The following is a 26,217-nucleotide window of genomic DNA, read 5'->3' on the forward strand; positions in this document are numbered from 1 at the left end:
TTGCGCAATCGCTGTCTGGCACGGTGCAGGGCAACCCTGATATGACTTAAACGCAATCCTGTTGCGAAAAACGCATGGCTCAGGCGGTCAGCGCGGCGGCTTTCGCCCCCAGCACCCGCAGCGCGTCCTGCGGTGCGATCCCCAGCAGAAGACCACGCTGGCCCGCGTTGATCCAGACCTTTGCCGCCGTGCAGGCGGCGGCCTCAAAGGCGACCGGCACCCGTTTCATCGCGCCGAAGGGGGAGATGCCGCCGACATGATAGCCGGTCAGTTTCTCAGCCTTCGCGGGCGGCATCATCGCGGCATCCTTCGCTCCGAATGCCAGGGCCACCTTCTTCATCGAAAGCGTCGCATCCGAGGGGATCACGCAGCAGGCCGCCCGCCCGTCCGCCTCGACCATCAGCGTTTTCAGCACCAGCGCCGGATCGAGCCCGAGCGCCAGCGCCGCCGCCATGCCGATCCGGTCCGCCGCCGGGTCGTAGTCGTAGGGATGCAGGGTGAAGGCCACCCCGGCCTTCGTCAGCATCTGCGTGCCGCGGGTCGCTGCCATTATTCCCAGGTGCGGAAGAACTTGCCGGTGGGCGAGAGGGTGAAGATCTCGCAGCCGGTCGCGGTCACGCCGATGGAATGCTCGTATTGCGCCGAGAGCGATTTGTCGCGCGTCACCGCGGTCCAGTCGTCGGCGAGGATCTTGGTCTCGGGCCGGCCCAGATTGACCATCGGCTCGATGGTGAAGAACATGCCTTCCTCCAGCACCGGGCCGCGGCCGGGGCGGCCGTAATGCAGCACGTTGGGTGGCGCGTGGAACACCAGCCCCAGCCCGTGGCCGCAGAAATCGCGCACCACCGACATGCGCTGCGCCTCGACGAAAGACTGGATCGCATGGCCGATGTCGCCGAAGGTATTGCCGGGCTTCACCTCGGCAATGCCGCGCATCAGCGCCTCATGGGTGACCTCGATCAGCCGCTCTGCCTTGCGCGGCAGCGCGCCGGCCACATACATCCGGCTGGAATCGCCATACCAGCCGTCGGCGATCACCGTCACGTCGATATTGGTGATATCGCCCTCTTGCAGCACCTTCGGCCCCGGAATCCCGTGGCAGACCACATGGTTGATCGAGATGCACGAGGCGTGCTGATAGCCCTTGTAGCCGATCGTGGCCGAGATCAGCCCGCGCCGCGCGATCTCCTCGCGGATGAAATCGTCCAGCTCCGCAGTGGTGACGCCCGGCTTCACCAGAGGCGCCAGCATGTCGAGGATTTCCGCGACCTGGCGCCCGGCCTCGCGCATTCCCGCAAAATCCGCATCTTCGTAGATGCGGATACCATCCTTCGTGATCCGTCCGCGCGTGTCCATCCGGCCTCTCTTTCGCGCGTTTAGATAGGCAATCCGGCGGAAAAAGGCCAGAGGCCGACATGCTGACCTTCTGATCTTCATCCTGATCTAAATATCCTCCGGGGGTGCGGGGGTGGAAAACCCCCGCCTGCGCGGTTTATATCTGGCGTAAACGCAGGATACGGAGACGCCCATGCCCAATCCCACGGCGGCGATGCTGGTCATCGGGGATGAGATCCTCTCGGGCCGCACCCGCGATTCCAACCTGTGGTATCTGGCGGGCGAGATGACCCGCGCCGGGATCGACCTCGCAGAGGCGCGGGTGGTGGGCGACGATCACGCCTCTATCGTGGCGGCGGTGCGGGCGCTGTCCGCGGCGCATGATTACGTCTTCACCTCGGGCGGAATCGGGCCGACCCATGACGACATCACCGCCGATGCGGTGGCCGAGGCTCTGGGCGCGAAGATCGGCCACCGCCCCGACGCCATGGCGCTGCTGAAAGCGCATTACGAACGCCAGGGCCTGCCGTTCAACGAGGCCCGCGCCCGGATGGCGCGCATCCCCGACGGGGCGGCGCTGATCGACAATCCGATCTCGGTCGCGCCGGGATTCATCCTCGGCAATGTCCATGTCATGGCCGGGGTGCCGAACATTTTCGAGGCGATGCTGGCCTCGGTCATGCCGCGGCTGACCGGCGGCGCGCCGCTTCTGTCGCAGAACCTGCGGGTGATGCGGGGCGAGGGCGAGATCGCCGGCGAATTCGGCAGGCTGGCGGCCGATTTTCCCGATCTGTCGATGGGGTCCTATCCGTTCCAGCAAAGCGGCGCTTTCGGCACCAATCTGGTGATCCGCGGCACCGATCCGGCGCGGATCGACCAGGCGATGATGCGGCTGGTGGGGCTGTTCGGATGACGCCCGCTTTGCTCGCCGCGGTGCTGGAGGCGACCTGGCCCCCGGCCTCGGTGCGCGATCTCGGCCCGTTCCGTCTGCGCGAGGGCGCGGGCGGCGGCAAAAGGGTTTCGGCGGCATCGGTCTCCGGCCCCTGGACCGGGGCCGATCTGGACCGGGCCGAGGCGGCGATGGCCGAGCCGCTTTTCGTTCTGCACCCGGGCGACGAGGCGCTGGACGCGGCGCTGGCGGCGCGCGGCTATGACATCGCCGATTCCGTGCTGGCCTATGCCGGTGACGTGGCGGCACTGGCCCGCGAGGTGCCGCCGCTCGCCGCCTTCCCGCACTGGCCGCCGCTGGAGGTCGCGCGCGGGATCTGGGCGCGGGGCGGCATCGGCCCCTCGCGCCTTGCGGTGATGGAGCGGGTGCGGGGTCCGAAGGTCGCGATCCTCGGCCGGATGAAGGACCGCCCCACCGGGGTGGCCTTTGTGGCCTGCCTGGAGGGCGAGGCCATGCTTCACGCGCTGGAAGTCCCCGAGGCCTGGCGGCGCCAGGGCGTCGGCGCCACGCTGATCGCGGCGGCGGCGATCTGGGCGGCGGGGCAGGGGGCAGGGCGGCTGTCCCTTGTGGTGAAAGAGCAAAACCTTGCCGCCCGCGCGCTTTATGATCGCGCCGGGATGGCGGTTGTGGGACAATATCATTATCGGGCGCTTTCGCCCAAACCCTGACTTTCGGTGCCCTCCGGCGTGACGCCTCTCCGCTTCCTTCTTGCCCTCGCGTGGCTCTCGCCCGCCGCTGCCCAGGCCTTCGAGCCGCGCTTCGCCTTTCCGGTGCTGGGGGCCGAGGCCCGCCCCGCGGTCTACGACAGCTATGCTTTGCCCACCGCGCCCTGGCGGCCCGATGGTCTGCCCGCCGTCGCCGTCGAGGGCCAGGTCGATCGCCGCGCCTGGCGGCTCGACGCGCCGGGGGCCTCGCTGCTGGAAGTCATGGCGCCGCTGCGCGACCAGCTTGTCGCCGGGGGCTATGAGGTGCTGCTCGACTGCGAGGCCCGCGCCTGCGGCGGTTTCGATTTCCGTTTCAACACCGAAGTGCTGCCCGAACCCGGCATGCATGTCGATCTGAACGAGTTCCGCTTCGTCTCGGCCCGGCGCGGCGGGGCGGCGGTCAGCCTGATGGTCAGCCGCTCGGCCAGCGCCGCCTTCGTGCAGATCATCACCGTCGGCCCCGTGGCGCTGCGCGCGCCCGATGTGACACCTGTGCCGCTGACGCCGGTGCCGCAGATCGCAGCGGGCGGCGGGGGGGCGGAACCGCTCGACGAGGGTCTGCCGCTGGCGCTGGAAGATCTGGTGTTCGATTCCGGCTCGGCCGCGCTGGCGGCGGGGGATTATCCTTCGCTGGCGCTGATCGCCGGCTGGCTTCGTGCCGATGCCTCGCGCCGGCTGATCCTTGTCGGCCATACCGATCTGTCGGGCGCGATGGAGGCCAATATCGCGCTGTCGAAACGCCGGGCCGCGGCGGTGCGCGAGGCGCTGATCCGTGACCACGGCATCGCGCCCGGGCGCCTCAGCGCCGAGGGGGCCGGACCGCTGGCGCCGCGCGCCAGCAACGCGACCGAAGAGGGGCGGCAGAAAAACAGAAGGGTCGAGGCCGTTCCGGCCCCGACCTGAGTTTGCACCCTTCCGAAGGCGTGAAACGGAAGGACACGAGGGATTACATGCGGCGCGGGCTCACCAGTTGTCGGGCCCCTTGTCGATGAAGCGCCGCGCCAGAAAGTCGATGAAGGCGCGCACCTTGGGCTGGGTGAAGCGGCCCGGCGGATAGACCGCGTAGATCCCCAGGACCTCGACCGGCAGCCCGGGGATCGCCTCTTCGATCTGGCCCTGGCGCATCGCATCGGCATAGAGGAACGAGGGCAGGCAGGCGATCCCCAGCCCCGCCAGCGCGGCGTTCAGAAGGCTCTGGCCGTCGTTCACCGTCAGCCAGCCGTTCGAGCGGACCTGGCGCTTCTCGCCCGAGGGCGCGGTGATCTTCCAGACGTTGCCGTTGGCCTGGTTCGAGTAATGCAAGAGCTTGTGCTCGTTCAGATCGTCGATCTTCAGCGGGCGGCCGTATTTCTGGAAATAGGCCGGCGAGCCGATCATCCTTTTGGTGGTCTCGGTCAGCTTGCGGGCGCGCAGGCTGCTGTCCTCCAGCTCGCCCACCCGGATCGCCATGTCGAACCCTTCGGAGATCAGCTCCACATAGCGGTTGTTCAGCACCATGTTCACGGTGATGTCGGGGTATTCCAGCAGGAAATCCCCCAGGATCGGCGACAGCAGGTTCACCCCGAAATCGGTCGCGACCGATATCCTGAGCAGCCCCGAGGGCGCCGACTGCATCGAGGTGACGAGCGCATCCGCCTCGCCCGCGTCGTTCAGGACGCGCCGCGCCCGGTCGTAATAGGCCAGGCCGATCTCGGTCGGGCTGACGCGGCGGGTGGTGCGGTTCAGAAGCCGCGCGCCGAGCCGCGCCTCAAGCGAGGAGACGTGTTTCGAGACGGCGGATTTCGAAATCCCCATCTTCTTAGCGGCATCGGTGAATCCGCCCTGATCCACCACGGTGGCGAATGCTTCCATTTCGGTCAGTCGGTCCATCGGTTTCCCCAGGCAGCAGATTTGAGGTCGTTGACAGTGATTGACCGCCAAATCGGGCGGGATCGGGGCAGAGCCGCGACCGATCCGGGGAATTAACGCGGATCGTTCATGGCACGGAAACGTGTGCCGAGGCCCGGAAACACGCGGCTGGGTGCCGCCGGACCGGCGGAGGATGGGCGGGAAAAGGGGCAAAACCCGCCGTGGGCGGGGCTTTTCCGCCGGGAAGCGCCGTTCCGGCGGGGGTTCTCCGCCTGAATGGCAAGAGACTGGACGCCGCCGCATCCATGCCCAGATTGCACCCCGGGCCGCCGTGCTGCGGTCTTTGCCAGAAACGAAACGGACAACCGAAAAGGATACATCCGATGAAACGCATGGCTTTGTTTGCTCTTCCCCTTGGCCTGTTCGCCGGTGCTGCGATGGCGCAGTCCGTGCTGCCGCAGATCGAGGATGCGGATGCCAGCGGCGACTGGTCGCTGACCGAACTTCAGACCGCCTGGCCCGAACTGACCGAGGAAGGTTTCGCCGCGATCGACACCGATGCCAGCGGCGCGGTCAGCCAGGAAGAGTTGCAGACCGCGCTCGACAACGGCGTGATCCGCCCGGTCGAGCAGGATTCGCCCGCGCAGTAACCGCGCCTGGGGGTCAGAGCCGTGCGGCCAGCCGCATGGCCTGATCTATCGCGCGTTTCGCGTCAAGCTCAGTTGCCACATCGGCGCCGCCGATCAGATGATGGGAAATGCCCGCGGCCGTCAGCGCGTCTGACAGGCCGCGGGCCGGTTCCTGACCGGCGCAAAGCACCACCGTATCCGCCGGGATCACCTGCGGATCGGTGCGCTCCGGCCCGTGGCTGATGTGCAGCCCCTCGGGGCCGATGCGCTCGTAATTCACCCCGCCGATCATTTGCACCCGCTTTGCCGCGAGGGTGGCGCGGTGGATCCAGCCGGTGGTCTTGCCCAGTTTGCGGCCCGGCTTTTCCGCCTTGCGCTGCAACAGCCAGACCTCGCGGGCGGGGGGCTCCGGCGCGGGCTGGGTCACGCCGCCGCGCGCGGCCCATGGGGGCGTGACGCCCCATTCGCGCCGCCAGTCCTCCGGGTGCAGCGTGGGGCTGTCTCCGGCCTCGACCAGGTATTCCGATACGTCGAAGCCGATGCCGCCCGCGCCGATCACCGCCACGCGCGGGCCGGTTTCCGCCCCTTTCAGCACGTCGACATAAGACAGCACCCGCGCGCCGGGCGCCGCCGGAATGCCGGGATCGCGCGGCGTGACGCCGGTGGCGAGGATCACCTCGTCATAGCCCGCGAGATCCGTCGCCCCGGCCTCTTGCCCGAGCCGCAGGGTGATCAGGGGATGATCGAGCTGCCCGCGGAACCAGGCGACAAGGCCGTGGAACTCTTCCTTCCCCGGCACTTGTTTCGCGAGATTGAGCTGGCCCCCGGCCTCACCCGCCGCATCCCAGAGCGTGACCCGATGCCCGCGCTCAGCCAGGGTGATCGCCGCCGTCATCCCCGCCGGACCGGCGCCCACCACGGCGATCCGCTTCGGCGCAGGCGCGGGTTCGATCACCAGCTCGGTCTCATGACAGGCGCGCGGATTGACCAGACACGAGGTCAGCCGCCCCGAGAAAGTGTGATCCAGACAGGCCTGGTTGCAGGCGATGCAGGGCGCGATCTGATCCGCCCGCCCCGCCGCCGCTTTCGCGATGAACCCGGCATCCGCGAGCCAGGGCCGTGCCATCGAGACCATATCGGCCATGCCATCGGCCAGGATCGTCTCGGCCATCCCGGGCGTGTTGATCCGGTTCGAGGCGATCACCGGAATCCCCACCTCGGGGCGCAGCTTTGCGGTCAGCCAGGCGAAGCCCGCGCGCGGCACCGAGGTGGCGATGGTCGGCACCCGGGCCTCGTGCCAGCCGATGCCGGTGTTCAGCACATCCGCCCCCGCCGTTTCAACCGCGCGGGCCAGCGTCACCACCTCATCCCAGGCCGAGCCTTCGGGGATCAGGTCGATCAGCGAGATGCGGTAGATCAGCACCTTTCCGGGGCCGAGCGCCGCGCGCACCCGCCGCACCACCTCGACCGGCAGCCGCATCCGGTTCTCATAGCTGCCGCCCCAGCGGTCCTCGCGCCGGTTGGTATGGGTGACGAGGAACTGGTTAAGGAAATAGCCCTCGGACCCCATCACCTCGATGCCATCATAGCCCGCCTCGACGGCGCGGGCGGCGGCGGTGGCGATGTCCTGGATCTGGCGTTCGATCCCTGCCTCGTCCAGTTCATGCGGGACAAAGGGCGAGATCGGCGATTTTACCGCCGAAGGCGCGACGCAATCCTTGCCGTAAGCATAGCGTCCGGCATGCAGGATCTGCATGGCGATATGGCCGCCTTCCGCATGAACCGCATCTGTCACCCGGCGGTGACTGGCGATGTCTTTCGCGGTGAACAGCCCGGCCGCGCCGGGAAACACCCCGCCCTCGGGGTTCGGCGCCATGCCGCCGGTGACGATCAGCCCGGCGCCTCCGCGCGCGCGCGCGGCATAGAAGGCCGCGACCCGGCCCCAGTCGCCGGTTTCCTCCAGCCCGGTGTGCATCGAGCCCATCAGGCTGCGGTTGCGCAAAGTCACGCCGTTCAGCGTGATCGGTTGCAGGAGATGGCGGAATTCACTCATGGCTGGCCTCCGTTCGCAGCGGCCAGATTGCCTTTACGCGCGCGTCAAGTCACCCGCTACGCGGCGTCACGCCGCTCACGCGGCTGTGAACGGCCCGGCCCTGCGTCCGGTAGCCGCAGCGGCGGCGGCATGTTTAACTTGCGCGAAATGTCCAGCACCGGAGCCAGACGATGAAAGCCGCCCGCACCGCCGCCCTTTTGCTGATCCTTGCGCCCGTTGCGGCGCTGGCCGCCGATCCGACCCAGCCCGAGGCGATCGCCCGCGCGAATGTGATGAAAGAGGTCGGGAAGAATACAAAGATCCTGGGCGAAATGGCTCAGGGCAAGACCGCCTTCGATGCCGCCGCCGCCGAAGCGGCCAAAGCGGCGCTGATCGCCGCCGCAGCCGCGGCGCCCGCCGCTTTCGAGGTTCAGGGCGCGGAGGATCCGGTCTCCGAGGCCAGGCCGGAAATCTGGACCGGCTGGGAGGATTTCACTGCCAAAGCCACGGATCTGCGCGTGGCGGCCGAGGGGGTGGACACCGCCTCGGCCGACGGGCTCAGGACGGGCATGGCCACGCTGAGCGGCACCTGCAAGGCCTGCCATTCGGTCTATCGCGAGTAAACTGTCCGGGCTTTGGCGGGGGCCTCAGCCGCAGGACAGCCGGACGATGCGGTCGGCTGCGTTCAGTTCCACATTCAGCCGGGCGGGGTTGAAATCCATCGTCATCGCCTGACCGGGGCGGGTCACCCGCATCGGATCGCGCCGGTTGCCGACGGTGGCGAGCGCCGAGGAATCGCGCCCGATCAGCGACACCAGCGGGGCCGCGTTGCAGGTGTCGCCGGCGCCCACCGGAAAGGCCGGGGTCCCGGGATCGACGGGGGTGACGGGCACGCAGGCCGCCAGCGCGAGCGGCACCAGTGCCGCGATACGGAATATCGACATGGACTTGTCTCCTTTGATGTCAGCCACAGGACAGACGGGTGATGTGATCGGAGGCGTCGAGCGAGACGTTCAGGCGCGCGGGGTTGAAATCCTCGGTCACCGCATCGCCGGGGCGGATGAGGCGCAGCGGGCCGCCGACCTCGTCCCCGGGCAGCAGGGTCACCGGCTGTCCGGTCAGGCCCGCCAGCCTATCGGCGCCGCACAGCGCGGGATCGGTCGTCGCGGGGGGCGCCCCGCCGCCGCCCGCGCCGCCGCATCCGGCCAGCGCCAGCGCGGCCAGCGCCGGACCGGCAATCCTGGTGATTTTGCGCATCCTTGACCTCCGGGTTTTCCTTCCGCCTGATCCTAAACACATTTCGCGCCGGGAGGATCCCGGAATCGCCGTCATGGGCGCGGAAGAGCCTGGCCTGTGTGGCCGGAGAGGGGGCCGGCCCCGGCTTCGCAGGCGAAGCCTCTCCCGGGATATCCCGGGCAGGATGAAAACCATAACCGCATATCTTCCTGACAGATCCGGGCGGCGGAGGATCTGACAACTTCCGCCGCGGCGGCAGATGGCTCGTCCGATGCGGCTGGCGGGCGGAGAAAGGGGCCGCGTGGCCTCAGGTCAGCCGCCGCAGGTGGCGGTGCGCGGATAACGGCCCCCGGCAAGCGGGAAACGCCGGGCGCCAGCCCGTTTCCTGCGTTGATTTCCGCGCGCGTTTGGCCCACCCTGGCGCGGATTGTTAAGGGAGAACTACCGCTATGCGCACCCGTGCCGCCGTCGCCGTCGCCCCCGGCAAACCGCTGGAGATCATGGAGGTGAACCTCGAAGGCCCGAAGAAGGGCGAGGTTCTGGTCGAGATCAAGGCCACCGGCATCTGCCACACCGACGAATTCACCCTCTCGGGCGCCGATCCCGAGGGGATCTTCCCCTCGATCCTCGGGCATGAGGGCGCGGGCGTGGTGATCGAGGTCGGCGAGGGCGTGACCACGCTGAAACCCGGCGATCACGTCATTCCGCTTTATACCCCGGAATGCCGCGAATGCCCGTCCTGCCTGTCGCGCAAGACCAACCTCTGCACCGCGATCCGCTCGACCCAGGGCCAGGGGCTGATGCCCGACGGCACCACGCGGTTCTCGATGCTCGACGGCACGCCGATCTATCACTACATGGGCTGCTCGACCTTCGCGAACCACACCGTTCTGCCCGAGATCGCGCTGGCGAAGGTCGACCCTTCGGCGCCCTTCGATAAGATCTGCTACATCGGCTGCGGTGTGACGACCGGGATCGGTGCGGTGCTCAACACGGCGAAGGTTGAGATCGGGGCGAAGGCGGTGGTCTTCGGTCTGGGTGGCATCGGCCTCAACGTGATCCAGGGCCTGAAGATGGCCGGGGCCGATATGATCATCGGCGTCGATCTGAACGATTCCAAGAAGGAATGGGGCGAGAAGTTCGGCATGACCCATTTCGTCAATCCGACGAAGATCGAAGGGTCCGTTGTCCAGCATATCGTCGATATGACCAAGACCCCGTTCGACCAGATCGGCGGCGCGGATTACTCGTTCGACTGCACCGGCAACGTCAAGGTGATGCGCGACGCGCTGGAATGCACCCACCGGGGCTGGGGCGTCTCGGTGGTGATCGGGGTGGCGGCGGCGGGCGCCGAGATCCAGACCCGGCCGTTCCAGCTGGTGACGGGCCGGGTGTGGAAGGGCACCGCCTTCGGCGGCGCGCGCGGCCGCACCGACGTTCCGCAGATCGTCGACTGGTATATGCAAGGGAAGATCGAGATCGATTCGATGATCACCCACAAGCTGAAGCTCGAAGACATCAACAAGGGCTTCGACCTGATGCACGAGGGCAAGTCGATCCGGGCCGTCGTCGAGTTCTGATCGCAACCGCGGACCGGGGGTTTCACACCCCCGGACCCCCGTGGGATATTTAGAGACAGAAAATGGCAAAGAGCCCGGGCTGCTTTTTTCCGGTCTGAAAACATACCCTGGGTGGGGCTGGGGTTGTGCCGCCGGATCGGGGCTTTGTGCCGCCGGTCACGGGTTCACGCTGGCGAAGATGCAGCTTTGGTCGCGCGCTGATTCGAGGCGGTTTTTGCTGTAATTCCCGAATGGGCAGGCTGGTTGATAGAATATTATTCTCTTTTTGTAGCATAAATCACCCCTTCCCTTTCCTTGTCCCCTGGAGGCTGTGGCGGATAGCTTCACCCACCGGAACCAGGGGCCGCGCCGCCATGACAATGACCATCCGCAATCTGACCCGCCGCTTCGGCCAGACCGAAGTGCTGCGCGGTATCGATCTGACGGTGGAGAAGGGCGAACTCGTCGCGCTGCTCGGGCCTTCGGGCTCGGGCAAGACCACGCTTTTGCGCATCATCTCGGGGCTGGACTGGCCCGATGCCGGGCAGTTGACGGTCGCGGGCGGGGACTGGCTGGCGAAGAAGGCCGAGGAGCGCCGCACCGGCTTTGTTTTCCAGCACTATGCCTTGTTCCCGCATATGAAGGTGCGCGACAATATCGCCTTCGGGCTGACCGTGCTGCCGCGCGACCGCCGCCCCCCCCCGGTGCAGATCCGCGCGCGGGTGGCGGAATTGTTGCAGTTCCTGCAAATCCCGCATCTCGCCGACCGCTATCCTTCGGAGCTTTCGGGCGGGCAGCGCCAGCGGGTGGCGCTTGGCCGGGCGCTGGCGATCGACCCCGAGGTGCTCTTGCTGGATGAGCCGTTCGGCGCGCTCGACGCCCAGGTCCGCCGCGATCTGCGGCGCTGGCTGCGCGAGGTGCATGACGCGACCGGCACCACCACGATCTTCGTCACCCACGACCAGGAAGAGGCGTTCGAGCTGGCCGACCGGGTGGTGGTGATGGGTGCGGGCCAGATCGAGCAGATCGGCCGCCCGGATGAGATCTACGACCACCCCGCCAGCCCGTTCACCGCGCGCTTCCTCGGCCTGACCGTCGAGATCCCGGTCAATCTGCGCGCGGGGCGGATCGAGGCGCCGGGGCTCGACGGCTCGGCGCTTTCGCGCCGCGCCATGGCCGACGGGCCTGCGACATTGTTCCTGCGCCCCTCGGACATCACCCCTGTCCCCGACCCCGAGGGCGCCTTCCGCATCACCGAGGCGGTCTCGACCGGCGCGCTTTTGCGGCTGCGGCTGGAGGGCCCCGCGGATTGTATCGCCGAGGCCGAGCTGCCGCGCCGCGCGGGTGTCCCCGGCCTCATCCCCGGACAAAGGGTCCGGCTGCGCCCCGAAGCGGGGCAGATCTTCCCCGGCGGGCCCGGCCCCGTGCAGGCCGCCGCCGTCCCATCTTTGAAAACCAAGGAGTCACTCCAGTGAAATCCCGTCTTCTCGCCGCCGCGCTCGCGCTTGGCCTTGCCGCCCCCGCCAGCGCCCAGGATGCGATCCTGAACGTCTCTTACGACATCGCCCGCGAGCTTTTCGCCGAGATCAACCCGGCCTTTGCCGCCAAATGGAAGGCTGACACCGGCCGCGACGTGACTGTCGACCAGTCGCATGGCGGATCCTCGGCCCAGGCCCGCGCCATTCTGGAAGGGCTTCCGGCTGATGTGGTCACCTTCAACCAGGTGACCGATATCGACGTGCTGGCCGAGGGCGGGCTGGTCGATCCGAACTGGCGCGAGGCATTCCCGAACGGCGCCTCGCCCTATTACTCGCTGCCCGCCTTCCTCGTCCGTGCAGACAATCCGAAAGGCATCAGGGACTGGGACGATCTGGTGCGCGAGGATGTGAAGGTGGTGTTCCCGAACCCGAAAACCTCGGGCAATGCGCGCTACACCTATCTGGCGGCCTATGCTTTCGCGCTGGACAAGAACGGCGGCGACCAGGCGGCGGCGCAGGACTTCGTGAAGCAATTGTTCGCCAATGTGCCGGTGTTCGACCAGGGCGGCCGCGCCGCCACCGTCACCTTCGCCGAGAAGGAGATCGGCGATGTGCTGATCACGTTCGAGGCCGAAACCGGCGGTATCGCCGCACAATATGCCGACAAGAACTTCGTCCGCGTCACGCCGTCGCTGTCGCTCTACGCCGAATTCCCGGTGGCGGTGGTCAGCGAGAATGCCGCGAAGCGCGGCACCGAGGAGGTGTCGAAAGCCTATCTCGATTTCCTCTACTCGCCCGAGGGCCAGCGCATCCTCGCCACCCGCTTCAACCGCGTGCATGACGAGGCGGTGAAGGCCGAATTCGCCGACAGCTTCCCCGAGCTGAAGCTGGTGACGGTGGAAGAGGTGTTCGGCGGCTGGGACAAGGTGAAGTCCGAGCATTTCGCTGAGGGCGCGATCCTCGACCAGGTGTTCGTGAACCAATGACCGCCGCTCCGGTTCCCGCTTCGGCCCGGCGGTCGAAGCGGGTTCTTCCAGGATTCAGCCTGACCATGGGCGTGACGCTGAGTTATCTCGGCGTCATCGTCCTGTTGCCGGTCATAGCCCTGGTGCTGAAAGGGGCCGAGATCGGCCCGGCCCGGTTCTGGGCCATCACCACCGCGCCGCGCACGCTTGCCGCTTTGCAACTGACGCTGCTCGCGGCGACCATGGCGACGATCTTCAACGCGCTTTACGGCCTCCTGATGGCCTGGGTGCTGGTGCGCTACGAGTTTCCCGGCAAGCGTATCCTTGACGCGCTCGTTGATATCCCCTTCGCGCTGCCCACCGCCGTTGCGGGGCTGGCGCTTTCGGCTTTGTTCGCGGCGAACGGCTGGTATGGCGCGATTCTGGAGCCGATGGGCCTGCCGGTCGTCTTCACCATCTGGGGGGTGGCGATCGCGATGTCCTTCACCTCGATCCCCTTCGTGATCCGCGCGGTGCAGCCGGTGCTGGAGGATCTGGATCCGCAGTATGAGCAGGCGGCGCGCACGCTGGGCGCCGGGCGGTTCACCATCTTCGCCCGGGTGATCTTTCCGGCGATCCTGCCCGCCTTCCTCGTCGGCGTGACGCTGTCCTTCGCACGATCCTTGGGCGAATTCGGCGCGGTGGTGTTCATCGCGGGCAACCTGCCGATGAAGACCGAGATCGCCTCGCTTCTGGCGGTGATCCGGCTGGAGGAATACGATTACAACGGCGCCGCGGTGATCGCGCTGGTGCTCTTGCTGATCGCGCTGCTGCTTCTGGTGGTGTCGAACCTGCTCCAGGCCCGCGCCCTGCGCTACAAGGGGAAAACCGCATGAGCGCCCATGCCGATCCCGCCCCCGCCGCCCTGGCGCCGCGCGAATCGCGCCTGGTGCCGCGGCTGCTGATCGGGCTGGCGCTGCTGCTGACGGCCGTGTTCGTCGTGGTGCCGATGGCCTATATCTTCCATCGTGCTTTCGCCGCCGGATATGCGGTTTTCCTGACCAATATCACCGAGCCGAACACGCTGCATGCGATCTGGCTGACGGTGCTGACCGCGGTGATCGTCCTGCCGGTGAACATCGCCTTCGGCGTCGCGGCCGCCTGGGCCATCGCGCGTTTCACCTTCCCCGGGCGCAAGGCGCTTTTGGTGCTGATCGAGATCCCCTTCTCGATTTCGCCGATCATCGCCGGGATCTGTTACCTCTTGCTTTACGGCCGCAACGGGCTGATCGGGCCCTATCTGCTGGCGAACGACATCCAGATCCTGTTCGCGCTGCCGGGGATCGTGATGGTGACGATGTTCGTCACCGCCCCCTTCGTCGTGCGCGAGGTGCTGCCCCTGATGCAGGCGCAGGGCTCGGAACAGGAGCAGGCGGCGCTGACGCTTGGCGCCAGCGGCTGGCAGATCTTCCGCCGGGTGACGCTGCCGAACATCCGCTGGGCGCTGCTCTACGGCGCGGTTCTGTGCGGCGCGCGCGCGGTGGGCGAGTTCGGCGGCGTCTCGGTCGTGGCGGGCAAGATCCGTGGCCAGACCAATACGCTGCCGTTGCAGATCGAGCTCTTGTTCCAGGATCTGAACGTGACCGGCGCTTTTGCCGCCGCCTCGACCCTGACGCTGATCGCGCTGGTGGTGCTGGTTCTCAAGACGCTGATGGAATCGCGCCGCTGATCTGCGCAGGCGGCGGGGTCTCTCTGCCCGAATGTGCAGGTGCCCTGCGGCTGTGCCGCGCCTATGTTCGGGGCCGGAACAGGAGGGCGCGATGGATCGGATCGAACTGGGGCTGCACACGTTCGGCGATGTGACGCCGGATGCCAATGGCCAGCCGAAGCCGCAGCATGAGGTGCTGCGCGAGGTGGTGGAGCAGGGCGTTCTCGCCGATCAGGCGGGCGTCGATTTCATCGGCCTCGGCGAGCATCACCGGCCCGATTTCGCGATTTCCTCGCCCGAGGTGATTCTCGGCGTCCTCGCCGGGCGCACCTCGCGCATCCGGTTGGGCACCGCGGTCACGGTGCTGTCGACCGACGATCCGGTGCGGGTGTTCCAGCGGTTTTCCACGCTGAACGCCGTCTCGGGCGGCCGGGCCGAGCCGATCCTCGGGCGCGGTTCCTTCACCGAAAGCTATCCGCTCTTCGGCTTCGACATGGCGGAGTATGATCTCCTGTTCGAGGAAAGGCTCGACCTCTTCGCCCGGCTCCTGCGCGAGGAACGTGTGACCTGGACGGGCGAGACCCGCAGCGCGCTGACCGATCAGGCGGTTTACCCGCCGCTGGCGCCCGGCGGCATGGTCACCTGGGTCGGCGTCGGCGGTAGCCCGGAATCGGTGGTCCGGGTGGTGCGCCGCGATCTGCGGCTGATGCTGGCGATCATCGGCGGCGATGCGCGGCGCTTTGTGCCCTATATCGACCTCTACCGCCGCGCCGCGCAGGAACTCGGCCAGCCGCTGCGCCCGGTCGGTGTCCATTCCCCCGGCCATATCGCCGCGACGGACGAGGCGGCGCAGGAGCAGCTCTGGCCCGCCTATGCCGAGATGTTCGGCCGCCTCGGGCGCGAGCGCGGCTGGTCGCCGGTGACAAAGGACGGCTTCCTGAACGAAATCCGCCACGGCGCGCTTTATGTCGGCAGCCCGGAGACGGTGGCGCGCAAGATCGCCGCGACCGTGCGCGATCTGGGGCTGGAGCGGTTCGATCTGAAATACGCGACCGGGCCGATGCCGCACGCCACGATGATGGAGAGCATCCGGCTTTACGGCGAACAGGTCATGCCGATGGTGCGCGATCTGCTGGCGGGCTGATCAGCCCGGGGCGGCGCCGAGATGCCTTTCGCCGCGCGCTTCGGCCAGCCGCATCTGCCGCTCGCGCTCGCGGAACCGGGCGCGGTCGGCCTCGGTATATTCGCCGGCGCAGGCCGGGCAGCAGACGCCGGGCTCATATTCCGGCTGCGCCCGGTCCGCCGGTGAAACCGGCCGCCGGCACGCCCCGCAAGAGGTGTAGTCCCCCGGCACCAGCCCGTGCCCGACCGAGACCCTGCCGTCGAACACATAGCATTCGCCGCGCCAGAGCGAGTCTTCCGCCGGCATCTGTTCCAGATATTTCAGGATGCCGCCTTTCAGGTGGTAAACCTCTTCCACCCCCTGGCTGAGCAGGTAATTGGTCGATTTCTCGCAGCGGATGCCGCCGGTGCAGAACATCGCGATGCGCTTGTTGTGAAAGCGCTCCCGGTTCGCCTCCCACCAGGCCGGGAACTCGCGGAAGGACCGCGTCCCGGGATCCACCGCCCCCTCGAAAGTGCCGATCCCCACCTCGTAATCGTTCCGCGTGTCGATCACCGCCACGTCGGGCGCCCGGATCAGCTCGTTCCACTCGCCGGGCTGAACGTAATGCCCGACAGCCGCGCGCGGATCGATGCCCTCAACCCCCATGGTGACGATCTCGCGCTTGAGCTTCACCTTCATCCGCCCGAACGGCATCGCCTCCGCGGGGCTCTCCTTCCACTCCAGCCCCGCGCAGCCCGGCAGCGCCCGCAGATGCGCGATCACCGCGTCGATCCCCTCGCGCGCGCCTGCGATGGTGCCGTTGATCCCCTCGGTCGCCAGCAGCAACGAGCCCTTCACCCCCTGCCGGTCGCACAGATCCAGCAGCGGGCCGCGCAGAGCGGCCGGATCGGGGAAACGGGTGAAATGATAAAGCGCGGCAACAGTCAGCATGGGCCGGACATGGACCGCCGGGGCGGCGAAATCAAGCCGCCAGCCTGACGCAGGGGCGCCCGCTTGCCAGCCTGCGCCTCCGGCGGGGGTATTTATATCAGGATGAAAGCCCATTTCATCCTGACCCAAATACCCCCCGCGGAGCGGTCCCCGGCCGCGGCAGGCGGCAGGCAGCCAAAGGGACGGGCGCCCGCCCGCTGGACACCGGCCGCCGGGCTTGATTTAACATCGCGGCCTGCCCGGAGGAGACCCGAATGGTCGATATCGCCACCCGCGTCCACAATCACAACTGGAAGATCGATCCGATTGTCCGGTCGCTGCTGGATACCGACTTCTACAAACTGCTGATGTGCCAGTCGGTGTTCAGGAACAGCCCCGACACCAATGTGGTCTTCTCGCTGATCAACCGCACCAGTCCGGTGCGGCTTGCGGATCTGATCGACGAGGGCGAATTGCGCGAACAGCTCGATCACGTCCGCTCGCTCTCGCTCAGGCGTGGCGAAAGCACCTGGCTGCGCGGCAACACCTTCTACGGCAAGCGCCAGATGTTCCGCCCGGATTTCATGGAATGGTTCGAGGCCCTGCGCCTGCCGCCCTATCACCTGGAAAAGCGCGACGGCCAGTATGAGCTGACCTTCGAGGGCAAATGGCCCGAGGTCATGCTGTGGGAGATCCCGGCGCTCGCGGTGATCATGGAACTGCGCTCGCGCGCCGTGCTCAGGGACATGCACAAGTTCGAGTTGCAGGTGCTTTACGCCCGCGCCATGACCCGGCTCTGGGAGAAGGTCGAGCAGTTGCAGGCCGTGCCCGATCTGAAGATCGCCGATTTCGGCACGCGGCGGCGGCATTCTTACCTGTGGCAGGACTGGTGCGTTCAGGCCATGCAGGAGGGGCTGGGCGGCGCCTTCACCGGCACCTCGAACTGCCTGATCGCGATGAAGCGCGATATCGAGGCGATCGGCACCAATGCCCATGAACTGCCGATGGTTTATGCAGCGCTCGCGGGCGACGACGCCGAGCTGGCGCAGGCGCCGTATCAGGTGCTGGCCGACTGGCACGACGAACATGACGGCAATCTGCGCATCATGCTGCCCGACACCTACGGCACCGAGGGCTTCCTGGAACGCGCGCCCGACTGGCTGGCCAGCTGGACCGGGATCCGCATCGATTCCGGCGACCCGGCCGAGGGCGCCGAGACCGCGATCCGCTGGTGGCGCGGGAAGGGCGAGGATCCGCGCCAGAAGCTGGTGATCTTCTCGGACGGGCTGGATGTGGACACCATCCTTGCGCTGCAAGAGCGGTTCCGGGGCCGGGTGAAGGTGTCCTTCGGCTGGGGCACCAATCTGACCAATGATTTCCGCGGCCTCGTGCCGGGCGACGCGCTGGCGCCGTTCTCGCTGGTGTGCAAGGCGATCTCGGCCGACGGGCGGCCCACGGTGAAACTGTCCGACAACCCGAACAAGGCCATGGGCCCGGCGGATCAGATCGCGCGCTACAAGCGGGTGTTCTCGGTCGGCGAGCAGGTGGCGCGCGACGTCCTGGTCTGAGGGCGGGGGCGCTTGACAGGGCGGGAAAACGGGGGCAGATCTTGATTGTTATGTTATGACATAACGAATCAGAATTGCCCCTGTTTTCCGACCACCAGCAAGGATTTCCGAAGATGCAGAAGACCCTTTTCCCCGGCGCCGCCGCGCTCATGGCGCTGTTTCTTGCCGGTCAGGCCCCGGCCCAGACCGGCGGGGCGGCGAAACACGACCATGATCACTCCCACAGCCATGCGGATGATGCCGTCTACAAAGGATATTTCGAGGACAGCCAGATCGCGGCCCGTCCGCTGTCGGACTGGCAGGGCGACTGGCAGTCGGTTTACCCGCTGTTGCAGGACGGCACCCTGGATCCGGTGATGGCGCATAAGGCCGAACACGGCGACAAGAGCGCCGAAGACTACCGCGCCTATTACGAGACCGGCTACCACACCGATGTCGATCGCATCGAGATCGAGGGCGAAAACGTCACCTTGCACAATGCGGGCGGCGCCGTGAGCGGGCAATATGCTTCGGACGGCCATGAGGTGCTGACCTACAAGGCGGGCAACCGCGGCGTGCGCTATGTCTTCGCGAAGACCGGCGGCGATGCGGCGGCGCCCGGGTTCATCCAGTTCAGCGACCACCGGATCGCGCCCGAACCCGCCGATCACTACCATCTCTACTGGGGCGATGACCGCGCCGCGCTTTTGGAGGAAGTGACCAACTGGCCGACCTATTACCCCGCCGCCCTGAGCAGGGAGCAGATCCTGCACGAGATGCTGGCGCATTGAGCGCGCTCAGTCTTCGTCGCCGACCTTGCCGCGCAGGGCCTTGACCTCGCCGCGCACCGTTTTCGCGGCGAGACGGCGGCGCTGGCTGCCGAGGGTGGGCTTCGTCGCGATGCGCCGCTTCGGTGCGACCAGGGCCTGGCGGATCATCTCCGCCAGCCGCTCGCGGGCGATCTCGCGGTTGCGGGCCTGGCTGCGGGTCTCGTCCACCTGAAGGACGATGGCGCCTTCCTGGGTCCAGCGCCGCCCGGCGATCCGCTTCAGCCGCGTCTTGACCGGCGCGGTCAGATGCGGCGAGCGCTCGGCCTCGAACCGCAATTCCACCGCCGTCGAAACCTTGTTGACGTTCTGCCCGCCCGGCCCCGAAGCGCGGATGAAGCTTTCGCTCAGCTCCCAGGCGGCAAGGATGATGGTGTCGGTGACATGCAGCATGGCGGAGAGGTTACAAGAGAAAGGGCCGCCTTGTAAGGCGACCCTTTCCGAGTTCGTAGGAGATGGGCCAGTTAGGATTTGAAAGGCCCAATCAGTCGTTCGTCACCTGAGGGGCTGCCCTCAGAAAACACCCCTCCTGACTGTCCCGACACCTCTCTCCAATATCCCTCTCGACACTGGATCACCTCCTTTCGAAAAGTTTCCGATAAGGAGAGACTGGCACAGATATTGTGTTCGTCAACAAAAATCACGCAACTCTTGCGATGACTTTTTCGACGATGATCCGGAATGGCACAAGGGCGGCCAGGGCGAGCACGATTTTTACGCACCAGTCGGCCAGCGCGAGCGAGGCCCAATAGGGCATTTCGGCCCCCATCCCCAGCAACGGCACCGCGCCGGTGGCCCAGGATGTATCGTTCGCGGGCTCCAGAAAGGCGAAACGCGCGGCGAAGGCCAGAGAGAAGAAGATCACCGTATCAAGAGACGAGGAGACCAGGGTCGAGACCAGCGGCGCCTGCCACCAGACCCGGCCGATCAGCAGGGTGAAGATCGCCACATCGATCATCTGCGAGACGAGGAAGGCGGTGCCCGAGCCGAGCGCGATGCGGAACGTGACGAGCGGGCCGAACTCTCCCTGGATCTGGGTGCCGATCAGCGAGCAGATCACCCCGGTGACGAAACCCGCCAGTACCACCTTGCGCGCGGCGTCGGCGCCCTGGATGCGGTTGACGAGATCGGTGGTCAGGAAGGCGAAAGGATAGGTCAGCGCGCCCCAGGTGAGCCATTCCCCAAGGGGAAACTGGACGAGGATGTTCGAGGCCAGCACGATGGCGGCCATGGCAATGATGCCGGGCAGAAGGCGGGTCATGGATCTGTTTTCCGTTTTGACAAGGTAGCGGAGACTTGGCCCCGGCTTCCTGATCTCAGGTCCGGGGACGGCGGCCCGCATACGCCGCCGCGCGCGCCCCGTCAATCGCCGCGCCTTGCCGGGGCCGGGCAGGGGGCGCCGCCCCCGTCGCGTGCCGCGACTCCCCCGGGGTATTTGCATCAGGGTGAAAGGGCTTTCATCCTGACCCAAATACCCCCGCCGGAGGCTTCCGCCGATTGTCGCCGGCGACCGGACGGGACAGGCGCTGCTTTTATCCTGCCCTGAATATCCCCGTCGCAGGCCCTTCCCCTGCCGCCTGCGGCACCGGGGACGGCGCGATCAGTCCGACGCGAGGACGGCCTGGCACTGGTTCGGCAGATCGGCCAGGGTGAACTGGCGCGGGTGTTTTTTCTTCGGCGGATCCTCTTCGTTCGGATCCTTCTTGCCGGTCGCCTTGGGCGGGTTCAGATAGTCGGTCACCCACCAGGTCAGCGTCTCGTCGCAGCCGTTGCCGCCTTTCGACAGGTCCGAGACGGTCGGCGTCTGGGTCTCGCAGAACCGCGTCCCGGCCGGGCATTTCAGCCGGACATGGAAATGGGTGTCGTGGCCCGCCACCGGGCGGATCTTTTGCAGCCAGGCGGTGTCGGATTTCTTCGCGGTCCTGCATATCTCCAGCTTGATCGCGGCGGCGACGAAGATCCGGTCCACCCGCGGGTCCGAGGCCGCGATCTTCAGCAGGTTATGCGCGGTCGGCCCCCAGGCCCGGGTCACCGATTTCTGATCGGCCGAGCGCATCGGGATCGACGACAGCGACTCGCGTTCCGCGACCGACAGATCCAGCCGTTGCGGCGCCAGCCACCAGATGTCGGCGTCGAGCCCGATCTGATGGCTCGCGTGGCCGGTCAGCATCGGCCCGCCGCGCGGCTGGCTGATATCACCGATATAGAGCCCCTTGCCCCAGCCGATCTGGCTGGCGGCGTAAGACAGGTCCATCAGGAATTCGACCATCACCGGATGGCCCCAGTTGCGGTTTCTCGACAGCCGCATCGCCTGCCAGTGCGGGCCGTTCTCGGGCATTTTCAGCAAGCCTGCCGCGCAGCCTTTGGAATAGGATCCGATCGGCGTCGGCTCCTGCGCCGAGGGCAGCTTATGCGCGCCGAACAGATCCTTGGCGAGTTGCTGCGCCTCTGCCGGCGGCGGGGCGAGAAGCGCGGCGGCCAGCAATGCCGCGGTGAGACGGGACAATGGGTTCATCGTGACTGCTCCCCTTTGGGGTTGACGAAGGCCAGCAGGATCAGGCCGAGGAGAAACAGCCCGATCAGCGGCGAGATGCCGATCCGTTGCGAGCCGCTGGCCCAGGTCGCCAGCGCGATCATGGCGGGGGCGATGAAGCTGGCCACCTTGCCCGACAGCGCGAACAGGCCGAAGGCCTCGGTCGCGCGTTCGGGGGTGGTATGGCGCACCATCATCGTCCGGCTTGCGGCCTGGACCGAGCCGCCCGCCGCTCCGATCAGCGCGCCGCAAAGGAAGAACAGATTGTCCGGCGCGGACGAGGCCGGGTCGAGGGCGATGCCCCAGACCCCGTCGCGCGTCATGCCGACCAGCACGAGGCAGACGAGGATCAGCACGACGATAGAGAAGGCGATCACCGGGCGGGGCCCGAAGGCGCGGTCGGCGCGGCCGCCGAGCCAGGCCGCGCCCACGGCGGCCACCGCGCCGACGATGCCGAAAATGCCGATCTGGCCGATCGACCAGCCCAGCACCCCAGAGGCATAGACGCCTCCGAAGGCGTAAAGCGCGTTCAGCGCATCGCGATACAGAAGCGACGAGCCGAGATAGGCGGTCAGGCTGCGGCGGAAGCGCAGCGAGACCAGCAGGCTTTTCAGCTCTGCCATCGCGCGCCCCATTTGCAGCGGCCGGGCCTGGGTGCGGGGCTCACGCACCCAGAGGAAGAACGGGATCATGAAGACGATATACCAGACCGCGGTGAACGGGCCGACGATGCGGGTGCCGATCCGGGTCTCGCTGTCCTCTCCAAGCAGCGGGGGAACGCCGAGATAGGTGCGCACGCCCGGGGCTTCCCCGTCCTCTGCGGCCGGCTCCACGCCCGCGAGGGATTCCTCGACCGGAACCAGCGGCTCGCCTTCTTCCAGCGCCGAGGCCGCTTCCATATCCCTTGCGGACGGAACTTCGGGATTGGGGACGAAGAGGCCCAGCATGATCACCAGCGCGATCAGGCCGCCGAGATAGCCGAAGGCGAAGCCCGACCCCGAGATCGCTCCCAGTTCCTCGTGATCCGACAGCGTGGGCATCAGCGCATTGGTGAAGATCGTGGCGAATTCCATGCCGATGAAGCCGAGGCCGAAGAACGCGACGGCCCAGTAAAGCACACCGGCCTCGCCCCCCGGCGCCACCCACCACAAAGCCCAGGCCCCGACGACGTAGCAGGCCGAGAACACCCAGACCCAGATCAGCCGCCGCCCGGTCGAATCCGCCACCGCGCCGAGAATCGGCGCCAGCACCGCGATGATCACCGAAGAGGCGGCGATGCCCCAGCCCCAGAAGCTCTGGGCGGCGGCGCTGGCATCGTCGGCCTCCAGCCCCTGGCCCATGTAATAGCCGCGGGCGACCTCGGCGAAATAGGGGCCGAAGATGAAGGTCAGAAGCAGCGTGTTATAGGGCTGGCTGGCCCAGTCGAAGAAATACCAGCCCCAGATCCGTTTCTTTGCACTGACCATTCACCCGCCCTCTGTTTGGACCGGAGTGAATCGCGAAACGGTCCCGGGCGCAAGCGCGTCGCGGTGGTCAGTCGCAGAACCGGCCGGGGGCCGGGGGCTCAAACCCTATGATCCCGAACCCGTAAAGGCCCGGGCGATCAGCCGCCCTGCCTGTTGCGGAAAGCCGCATGCGCGGTGCGGATGGCGCGGTAGCAATGGGTTCCGTCGGGACAGATGTATTTCAGCACGGGCCTCGCTCGGAACGATATGACACGATCTTGTTGGCCAAATGTTTCCTCGCGCGGCGCGCCCTGTCAGCGGCGGCCGGTCCGGGCGCGTGATCAGATATCCGCCATCGGGGGCCAGGGCCGCGTGGCTTCGGCCTGGATCCAGGCCTCCACCCAGGCGGGCAGCGCCGGGCTTTCCGGCGGCAGGCCAAGCGCCAGCGCCATTTCGGACGGGGCCACGATGCCGCGCGCGCCGCGGGTGATCGCCGAGCGGATCAGCACATGCGAGGCGCATTCCTCGCCCAGCCACATGCTTTGCTCCATATAGACGAAGCGCGCGTCCCAGCCGATCAGCCGGGTCTTCATGGTGAAGCGCCGGAAGGGGCGGATGCGGCGGCGGTAGCGCACCGAGGCGCCTGCGACCGCCATGCCCCAGCGTTTCGCTTTCGCGATCCGGTGCAGGCCGGTGCGCTCGCCCAGAGGCAGCCGGCCCAGATCGTAAAGCGTCAGCGTGCGGCCGTTGTTCAGCTCCAGCCAGGGGTCGATGTCCCAGGGCCAGCAGATGTGGCGGCTGATATGGGGCTGGAACGGGGTCAGCGGCGTGGCGCGGCGGGCGCGCAGCACATCCTTCATCATGCGAAACCAGGGATACATCGGCGTTCTCCTGCGGACCCGGGCGGTCTCGCGAAAGCCGGAGCGAAGGTCAAGACTGACCCCGCGTCCGCTGCCCTGGGGATTGCCCTCGGCAGGCGCCCGCGCTACCTCTGGTGCAGCCAGCCGCATGAGGACCGGGATGACGTCGCTTTTCCAGATATTGATGCTGATCCTCGACATTGCGCAATTCGTTGTGCTCGCGCATGTGATCCTGTCCTGGCTGATCAACTTCCAGGTGCTGAACATCCGCCAGCCGCTGGTGGCGCAGATCTGGTATGGGCTGAACCGTTTCCTTGAGCCGGTCTATGACAGGGTGCGCCGGCTGATCCCGGCCACGGCAGGGATCGATTTCGCGCCGCTGATCGTGCTGGTCGCGATCTATGCGCTGCGCATCGTGCTGATGAACAACGCCGCCGCCTTCTACTGATGGCCGACGGCGCCCGGCCAACGCCCGCCGCGCTGCTGGCGGAGATCTTCGGCTTTCCGGCCTTCCGCCCCGGCCAGGAAGAGATCGTCGCCGCCGTCAGCGCCGGGCGCGACACTTTGGCGATCATGCCCACCGGGGGCGGAAAATCCCTGTGCTATCAACTGCCTGCGCTCTGCCGGCCCGGTGTTACCCTGGTGATCTCGCCCCTGATCGCGCTGATGCGCGACCAGGTGCGCGCTCTTGGCGAGACCGGGGTCGAAGCGGGGGCGCTGACCTCCGGCAACAGCGATGAGGAAAACGCGGGCGTCCTGCGCGCTCTGGACGAGGGGCGGCTGAAACTCCTCTATATGGCGCCCGAGCGGCTGGCCTCGGGCGCGACGGTCTCGCTTCTGCGCCGCGCCGGGGTCTCGCTGATCGCGGTGGACGAGGCGCATTGCGTCAGCCAGTGGGGCCACGACTTCCGCCCCGATTATCTGCGCATCGGCGAGCTGAAACGGGCGCTGAACGTGCCGCTGGCGGCCTTCACCGCCACCGCCGACGAGGAAACCCGGGCCGAGATCGTCACGCGGCTGTTCGGCGCTGAGGCCCCCGCCACCTTCCTGCGCGGGTTTGACAGGCCGAACATCCACCTCGCCTTCGCGCCGAAGGACGGGCCGCGCGAGCAGATTCTGCGTTTCGCGGGCGCGCGACGCGGCCAGTCCGGCATCGTCTATTGCGGCACCCGCGCGCGGACCGAGAGCCTGGCGGCGGCGATGCGCGAGGCCGGGCATGACGCTTTGCATTACCACGGCGGGATGGAGGCCGGAGAGCGGCGCGCGGTCGAGATCCGCTTCCAGCGCGACGACGGGCTGATCGTGGTGGCGACGGTGGCTTTCGGCATGGGGATCGACAAGCCCGATATCCGCTGGGTCGCCCATGCCGATCTGCCGAAATCGATCGAGTCCTATTATCAGGAGATCGGCCGCGGCGGCCGCGACGGCGCCCCGGCCGAGACGCTGACCCTCTACGGCGCCGAGGACATCCGCTACCGCCGCAGCCAGATCGACGAAGGCGCCGCGCCGGTGGAACGCAAGATGGCGGACCACGGGCGGCTGAACGCGCTGCTCGGGCTGGCCGAGGCCCTGGCCTGCCGCCGCCAGGTGCTGCTGGGCTATTTCGGCGAGACGGCGGATCCCTGCGGCAACTGCGATCTGTGCGAGAGCCCGCCGGCGACGTTCGACGCCACCGAGGCCGTGCGCAAGGCATTGTCCGCCGTGCTGCGCACCGGCGAAAGCTATGGCGCGGGCCATCTGATCGATATCCTGACCGGCAGCGCGACCGAGAAGGTGCGCGCCCGCAGCCATGACCAGTTGCCGACCTTCGGCGTCGGGCGGGATCTGTCGAAAGCGGCCTGGAACGGGGTGTTCCTCCAGATGATGGGCCGCGATCTGCTGCGCCCCGATATCGAGCGCCACGGCGCCCTGCGGATGACCGAGGCCGCCCGCCCGGTTTTGCGCGGCGAGGAAAGCGTTGTGCTGCGCCGCCCCCAGGCCCCGGCGCCGAAATATGCGGTGAAGGCGCTGGTCGCGGAGGAGGATGCGCCGCTGCTGTCGGCGCTGAAGGCGCGGCGGCGGGCGCTGGCCGAGGCGGCGGGGGTGCCGGCCTATGTGATCTTCGCCGACCGGACGCTGATCGAAATGGCGACTCGGCGGCCGGAGACGCTGGACCAGATGGCCGGGATCACCGGCGTGGGGGCGAAGAAGCTGGAAAGCTACGGTCTGGCTTTTCTGGACGTGATCGCGGGCGCGGCCGAGGCGCCGCATCCGGCGCGGATGGCGCTGGCGGGGCGTTCCGAAGGCGCGGTCTTCGACCGGCTGTCCGCCGCGCAGTTGCGGCTGGCGCGTGGGCCGGACGGCACCGGCAAGCACCTGTCCTGCACGGCCACGACTTTGCGTCAGATCGCCGAGCGCCGCCCGCGGACCCTCGCGGAACTGGAGCGCATCCAGGGCATGGGGCCGCAAAAGGCCGAACGCTTCGGCACGGCCTTTCTGGCGATCCTGCACGGTGAAGGCGAGGGCTGAGACGCGGCGAGACTGTTGCACCGGCCCCCGGCGGGTGGAT

At 67.4% G+C, this 26,217-nt stretch carries 27 protein-coding genes; 15 read left to right on the plus strand and 12 right to left on the minus strand.

All coding sequences use genetic code 11. The features are described from left to right. Positions 1-79: 79 nt before the first annotated feature. Entirely contained in the window at positions 80-550 is a 471-nt protein-coding gene (gene ybaK, locus XINFAN_RS09310; RefSeq protein ID WP_199286390.1) for a Cys-tRNA(Pro) deacylase, read from the minus strand. Next, a complete protein-coding gene (gene map / locus XINFAN_RS09315; RefSeq protein ID WP_124086225.1) occupies positions 550-1,356 on the minus strand; it encodes a type I methionyl aminopeptidase in 807 nt (268 codons plus the stop codon). Before map ends, ybaK begins: the two co-directional genes overlap by 1 nt. Positions 1,357-1,528: 172 nt before the next feature. On the opposite strand from map, the gene XINFAN_RS09320 reads away from it, so the two are divergent. From XINFAN_RS09320 to XINFAN_RS09330, 3 genes are read left to right on the plus strand one after another with little or no spacing between them, the layout of a single operon-like run. Beyond that, positions 1,529-2,248, plus strand: a complete 720-nt coding sequence (locus tag XINFAN_RS09320) for a competence/damage-inducible protein A (protein ID WP_124086226.1) — start codon at positions 1,529-1,531, stop codon at positions 2,246-2,248. Next, a complete protein-coding gene (locus tag XINFAN_RS09325; RefSeq protein ID WP_124086227.1) occupies positions 2,245-2,952 on the plus strand; it encodes a GNAT family N-acetyltransferase in 708 nt (235 codons plus the stop codon). Before XINFAN_RS09320 ends, XINFAN_RS09325 begins: the two co-directional genes overlap by 4 nt. Before the next feature lie 18 nt (positions 2,953-2,970). Next, positions 2,971-3,891 (plus strand): OmpA family protein, encoded by a 921-nt coding sequence (locus tag XINFAN_RS09330; protein ID WP_124086228.1) that lies wholly within the window; start codon positions 2,971-2,973, stop codon positions 3,889-3,891. Positions 3,892-3,951: 60 nt separating this feature from the next. Here the strand turns inward: XINFAN_RS09330 and XINFAN_RS09335 are convergent, their stop codons facing one another. Next, entirely contained in the window at positions 3,952-4,857 is a 906-nt protein-coding gene (locus tag XINFAN_RS09335) for a LysR family transcriptional regulator (RefSeq protein WP_124086229.1), read from the minus strand. 362 nt (positions 4,858-5,219) lie between these two features. Between XINFAN_RS09335 and XINFAN_RS09340 the strand changes: the two genes are divergently transcribed. Continuing rightward, positions 5,220-5,486 (plus strand): EF-hand domain-containing protein, encoded by a 267-nt coding sequence (locus XINFAN_RS09340; protein ID WP_124086230.1) that lies wholly within the window; start codon positions 5,220-5,222, stop codon positions 5,484-5,486. Positions 5,487-5,499: 13 nt separating this feature from the next. Here the strand turns inward: XINFAN_RS09340 and XINFAN_RS09345 are convergent, their stop codons facing one another. Further along, positions 5,500-7,518 (minus strand): oxidoreductase, encoded by a 2,019-nt coding sequence (locus tag XINFAN_RS09345; RefSeq protein ID WP_124086231.1) that lies wholly within the window; start codon positions 7,516-7,518, stop codon positions 5,500-5,502. Between the two features lie 170 nt (positions 7,519-7,688). On the opposite strand from XINFAN_RS09345, the gene XINFAN_RS09350 reads away from it, so the two are divergent. Next, on the plus strand, positions 7,689-8,120 hold the full coding sequence (locus XINFAN_RS09350) for a c-type cytochrome (RefSeq protein ID WP_124086232.1): 432 nt from the start codon (positions 7,689-7,691) through the stop codon (positions 8,118-8,120). A gap of 24 nt (positions 8,121-8,144) precedes the next feature. Here XINFAN_RS09350 and XINFAN_RS09355 read toward each other — a convergent pair whose 3' ends face one another. Together XINFAN_RS09355 and XINFAN_RS09360 are read right to left on the minus strand one after the other, a co-directional pair. Further along, positions 8,145-8,441: an I78 family peptidase inhibitor gene (locus tag XINFAN_RS09355; RefSeq protein ID WP_233352176.1), complete on the minus strand. Its 297-nt coding sequence runs from the start codon at positions 8,439-8,441 to the stop codon at positions 8,145-8,147. Positions 8,442-8,460: 19 nt separating this feature from the next. Continuing rightward, positions 8,461-8,754, minus strand: coding sequence for an I78 family peptidase inhibitor (locus tag XINFAN_RS09360; RefSeq protein WP_233352177.1), 294 nt, complete (start codon positions 8,752-8,754; stop codon positions 8,461-8,463). Between the two features lie 428 nt (positions 8,755-9,182). Here XINFAN_RS09360 and XINFAN_RS09365 point away from each other — a divergent pair, with 428 nt between their 5' ends. From XINFAN_RS09365 to XINFAN_RS09390, 6 genes are all read left to right on the plus strand, one after another. Continuing rightward, positions 9,183-10,313 (plus strand): S-(hydroxymethyl)glutathione dehydrogenase/class III alcohol dehydrogenase, encoded by a 1,131-nt coding sequence (locus XINFAN_RS09365; RefSeq protein ID WP_124086233.1) that lies wholly within the window; start codon positions 9,183-9,185, stop codon positions 10,311-10,313. Positions 10,314-10,666: 353 nt separating this feature from the next. Further along, a complete protein-coding gene (locus XINFAN_RS09370) occupies positions 10,667-11,767 on the plus strand; it encodes a sulfate/molybdate ABC transporter ATP-binding protein (protein ID WP_124086234.1) in 1,101 nt (366 codons plus the stop codon). Then, positions 11,764-12,756, plus strand: a complete 993-nt coding sequence (locus XINFAN_RS09375) for a sulfate ABC transporter substrate-binding protein (protein WP_124086235.1) — start codon at positions 11,764-11,766, stop codon at positions 12,754-12,756. Before XINFAN_RS09370 ends, XINFAN_RS09375 begins: the two co-directional genes overlap by 4 nt. Beyond that, positions 12,753-13,610, plus strand: coding sequence for a sulfate ABC transporter permease subunit CysT (gene cysT / locus XINFAN_RS09380; protein WP_124086236.1), 858 nt, complete (start codon positions 12,753-12,755; stop codon positions 13,608-13,610). Before XINFAN_RS09375 ends, cysT begins: the two co-directional genes overlap by 4 nt. Next, on the plus strand, positions 13,607-14,443 hold the full coding sequence (cysW, locus tag XINFAN_RS09385) for a sulfate ABC transporter permease subunit CysW (protein WP_124086237.1): 837 nt from the start codon (positions 13,607-13,609) through the stop codon (positions 14,441-14,443). The genes cysT and cysW overlap by 4 nt, the downstream gene beginning before the upstream one ends. 91 nt (positions 14,444-14,534) lie before the next feature. Continuing rightward, positions 14,535-15,566, plus strand: coding sequence for an Atu2307/SP_0267 family LLM class monooxygenase (locus XINFAN_RS09390; protein WP_124086238.1), 1,032 nt, complete (start codon positions 14,535-14,537; stop codon positions 15,564-15,566). On the opposite strand, the gene trhO is transcribed toward XINFAN_RS09390, so the two are convergent. Beyond that, positions 15,567-16,478, minus strand: coding sequence for an oxygen-dependent tRNA uridine(34) hydroxylase TrhO (gene trhO, locus XINFAN_RS09395; protein ID WP_124086239.1), 912 nt, complete (start codon positions 16,476-16,478; stop codon positions 15,567-15,569). A gap of 254 nt (positions 16,479-16,732) precedes the next feature. Here trhO and pncB point away from each other — a divergent pair, with 254 nt between their 5' ends. Together pncB and XINFAN_RS09405 are read left to right on the plus strand one after the other, a co-directional pair. Next, positions 16,733-18,025 (plus strand): nicotinate phosphoribosyltransferase, encoded by a 1,293-nt coding sequence (gene pncB / locus XINFAN_RS09400; RefSeq protein ID WP_124086240.1) that lies wholly within the window; start codon positions 16,733-16,735, stop codon positions 18,023-18,025. Between the two features lie 113 nt (positions 18,026-18,138). Beyond that, positions 18,139-18,795: a ZinT family metal-binding protein gene (locus XINFAN_RS09405; protein ID WP_124086241.1), complete on the plus strand. Its 657-nt coding sequence runs from the start codon at positions 18,139-18,141 to the stop codon at positions 18,793-18,795. A 6-nt stretch (positions 18,796-18,801) separates the two neighbouring features. On the opposite strand, the gene arfB is transcribed toward XINFAN_RS09405, so the two are convergent. From arfB to XINFAN_RS09430, 5 genes are all read right to left on the minus strand, one after another. Beyond that, the gene (gene arfB, locus XINFAN_RS09410; protein WP_124086242.1) at positions 18,802-19,224 is read right to left on the minus strand and encodes an alternative ribosome rescue aminoacyl-tRNA hydrolase ArfB; all 423 of its coding nucleotides are present in this window, start codon (positions 19,222-19,224) and stop codon (positions 18,802-18,804) included. A 247-nt stretch (positions 19,225-19,471) separates the two neighbouring features. Further along, complete coding sequence (locus XINFAN_RS09415) at positions 19,472-20,092, minus strand: queuosine precursor transporter (protein ID WP_124086243.1); 621 nt, start codon at positions 20,090-20,092, stop codon at positions 19,472-19,474. A gap of 339 nt (positions 20,093-20,431) precedes the next feature. Further along, entirely contained in the window at positions 20,432-21,337 is a 906-nt protein-coding gene (gene mepA / locus XINFAN_RS09420; RefSeq protein ID WP_435530862.1) for a penicillin-insensitive murein endopeptidase, read from the minus strand. A gap of 5 nt (positions 21,338-21,342) precedes the next feature. After that, on the minus strand, positions 21,343-22,830 hold the full coding sequence (locus XINFAN_RS09425) for an MFS transporter (RefSeq protein ID WP_124086245.1): 1,488 nt from the start codon (positions 22,828-22,830) through the stop codon (positions 21,343-21,345). A gap of 320 nt (positions 22,831-23,150) precedes the next feature. Further along, entirely contained in the window at positions 23,151-23,690 is a 540-nt protein-coding gene (locus tag XINFAN_RS09430; RefSeq protein ID WP_124086246.1) for an acyl-CoA thioesterase, read from the minus strand. A gap of 139 nt (positions 23,691-23,829) precedes the next feature. On the opposite strand from XINFAN_RS09430, the gene XINFAN_RS09435 reads away from it, so the two are divergent. After that, entirely contained in the window at positions 23,830-24,117 is a 288-nt protein-coding gene (locus XINFAN_RS09435) for a YggT family protein (RefSeq protein WP_124086247.1), read from the plus strand. Beyond that, positions 24,117-26,177 (plus strand): DNA helicase RecQ, encoded by a 2,061-nt coding sequence (recQ, locus tag XINFAN_RS09440; RefSeq protein ID WP_124086248.1) that lies wholly within the window; start codon positions 24,117-24,119, stop codon positions 26,175-26,177. Before XINFAN_RS09435 ends, recQ begins: the two co-directional genes overlap by 1 nt. Positions 26,178-26,217: the final 40 nt, after the last annotated feature.

The sequence above is a fragment of the Pseudogemmobacter humi genome, from assembly GCF_900609055.1.
Classification (GTDB): Bacteria; Pseudomonadota; Alphaproteobacteria; order Rhodobacterales; family Rhodobacteraceae; genus Pseudogemmobacter; species Pseudogemmobacter humi.

Bases quoted from the DNA above. Each gene is read 5' to 3' on its own strand.
- XINFAN_RS09345 (WP_124086231.1), bottom strand. From the start codon at position 7,518: ATGAGTGAATTCCGCCATCTCCTGCAACCGATCACGCTGAACGGCGTG.
- XINFAN_RS09405 (WP_124086241.1), top strand. From the start codon at position 18,139: ATGCAGAAGACCCTTTTCCCCGGCGCCGCCGCGCTCATGGCGCTGTTT.
- XINFAN_RS09390 (WP_124086238.1), top strand. From the start codon at position 14,535: ATGGATCGGATCGAACTGGGGCTGCACACGTTCGGCGATGTGACGCCG.
- recQ (WP_124086248.1), top strand. From the start codon at position 24,117: ATGGCCGACGGCGCCCGGCCAACGCCCGCCGCGCTGCTGGCGGAGATC.
- arfB (WP_124086242.1), bottom strand. From the start codon at position 19,224: ATGCTGCATGTCACCGACACCATCATCCTTGCCGCCTGGGAGCTGAGC.
- ybaK (WP_199286390.1), bottom strand. From the start codon at position 550: ATGGCAGCGACCCGCGGCACGCAGATGCTGACGAAGGCCGGGGTGGCC.
- XINFAN_RS09435 (WP_124086247.1), top strand. From the start codon at position 23,830: ATGACGTCGCTTTTCCAGATATTGATGCTGATCCTCGACATTGCGCAA.
- cysT (WP_124086236.1), top strand. From the start codon at position 12,753: ATGACCGCCGCTCCGGTTCCCGCTTCGGCCCGGCGGTCGAAGCGGGTT.
- XINFAN_RS09430 (WP_124086246.1), bottom strand. From the start codon at position 23,690: ATGTATCCCTGGTTTCGCATGATGAAGGATGTGCTGCGCGCCCGCCGC.
- XINFAN_RS09335 (WP_124086229.1), bottom strand. From the start codon at position 4,857: ATGGACCGACTGACCGAAATGGAAGCATTCGCCACCGTGGTGGATCAG.
- map (WP_124086225.1), bottom strand. From the start codon at position 1,356: ATGGACACGCGCGGACGGATCACGAAGGATGGTATCCGCATCTACGAA.
- XINFAN_RS09370 (WP_124086234.1), top strand. From the start codon at position 10,667: ATGACAATGACCATCCGCAATCTGACCCGCCGCTTCGGCCAGACCGAA.
- XINFAN_RS09325 (WP_124086227.1), top strand. From the start codon at position 2,245: ATGACGCCCGCTTTGCTCGCCGCGGTGCTGGAGGCGACCTGGCCCCCG.
- XINFAN_RS09340 (WP_124086230.1), top strand. From the start codon at position 5,220: ATGAAACGCATGGCTTTGTTTGCTCTTCCCCTTGGCCTGTTCGCCGGT.
- XINFAN_RS09360 (WP_233352177.1), bottom strand. From the start codon at position 8,754: ATGCGCAAAATCACCAGGATTGCCGGTCCGGCGCTGGCCGCGCTGGCG.
- trhO (WP_124086239.1), bottom strand. From the start codon at position 16,478: ATGCTGACTGTTGCCGCGCTTTATCATTTCACCCGTTTCCCCGATCCG.
- XINFAN_RS09415 (WP_124086243.1), bottom strand. From the start codon at position 20,092: ATGACCCGCCTTCTGCCCGGCATCATTGCCATGGCCGCCATCGTGCTG.
- cysW (WP_124086237.1), top strand. From the start codon at position 13,607: ATGAGCGCCCATGCCGATCCCGCCCCCGCCGCCCTGGCGCCGCGCGAA.
- XINFAN_RS09350 (WP_124086232.1), top strand. From the start codon at position 7,689: ATGAAAGCCGCCCGCACCGCCGCCCTTTTGCTGATCCTTGCGCCCGTT.
- XINFAN_RS09425 (WP_124086245.1), bottom strand. From the start codon at position 22,830: ATGGTCAGTGCAAAGAAACGGATCTGGGGCTGGTATTTCTTCGACTGG.
- XINFAN_RS09320 (WP_124086226.1), top strand. From the start codon at position 1,529: ATGCCCAATCCCACGGCGGCGATGCTGGTCATCGGGGATGAGATCCTC.
- XINFAN_RS09355 (WP_233352176.1), bottom strand. From the start codon at position 8,441: ATGTCGATATTCCGTATCGCGGCACTGGTGCCGCTCGCGCTGGCGGCC.
- XINFAN_RS09365 (WP_124086233.1), top strand. From the start codon at position 9,183: ATGCGCACCCGTGCCGCCGTCGCCGTCGCCCCCGGCAAACCGCTGGAG.
- pncB (WP_124086240.1), top strand. From the start codon at position 16,733: ATGGTCGATATCGCCACCCGCGTCCACAATCACAACTGGAAGATCGAT.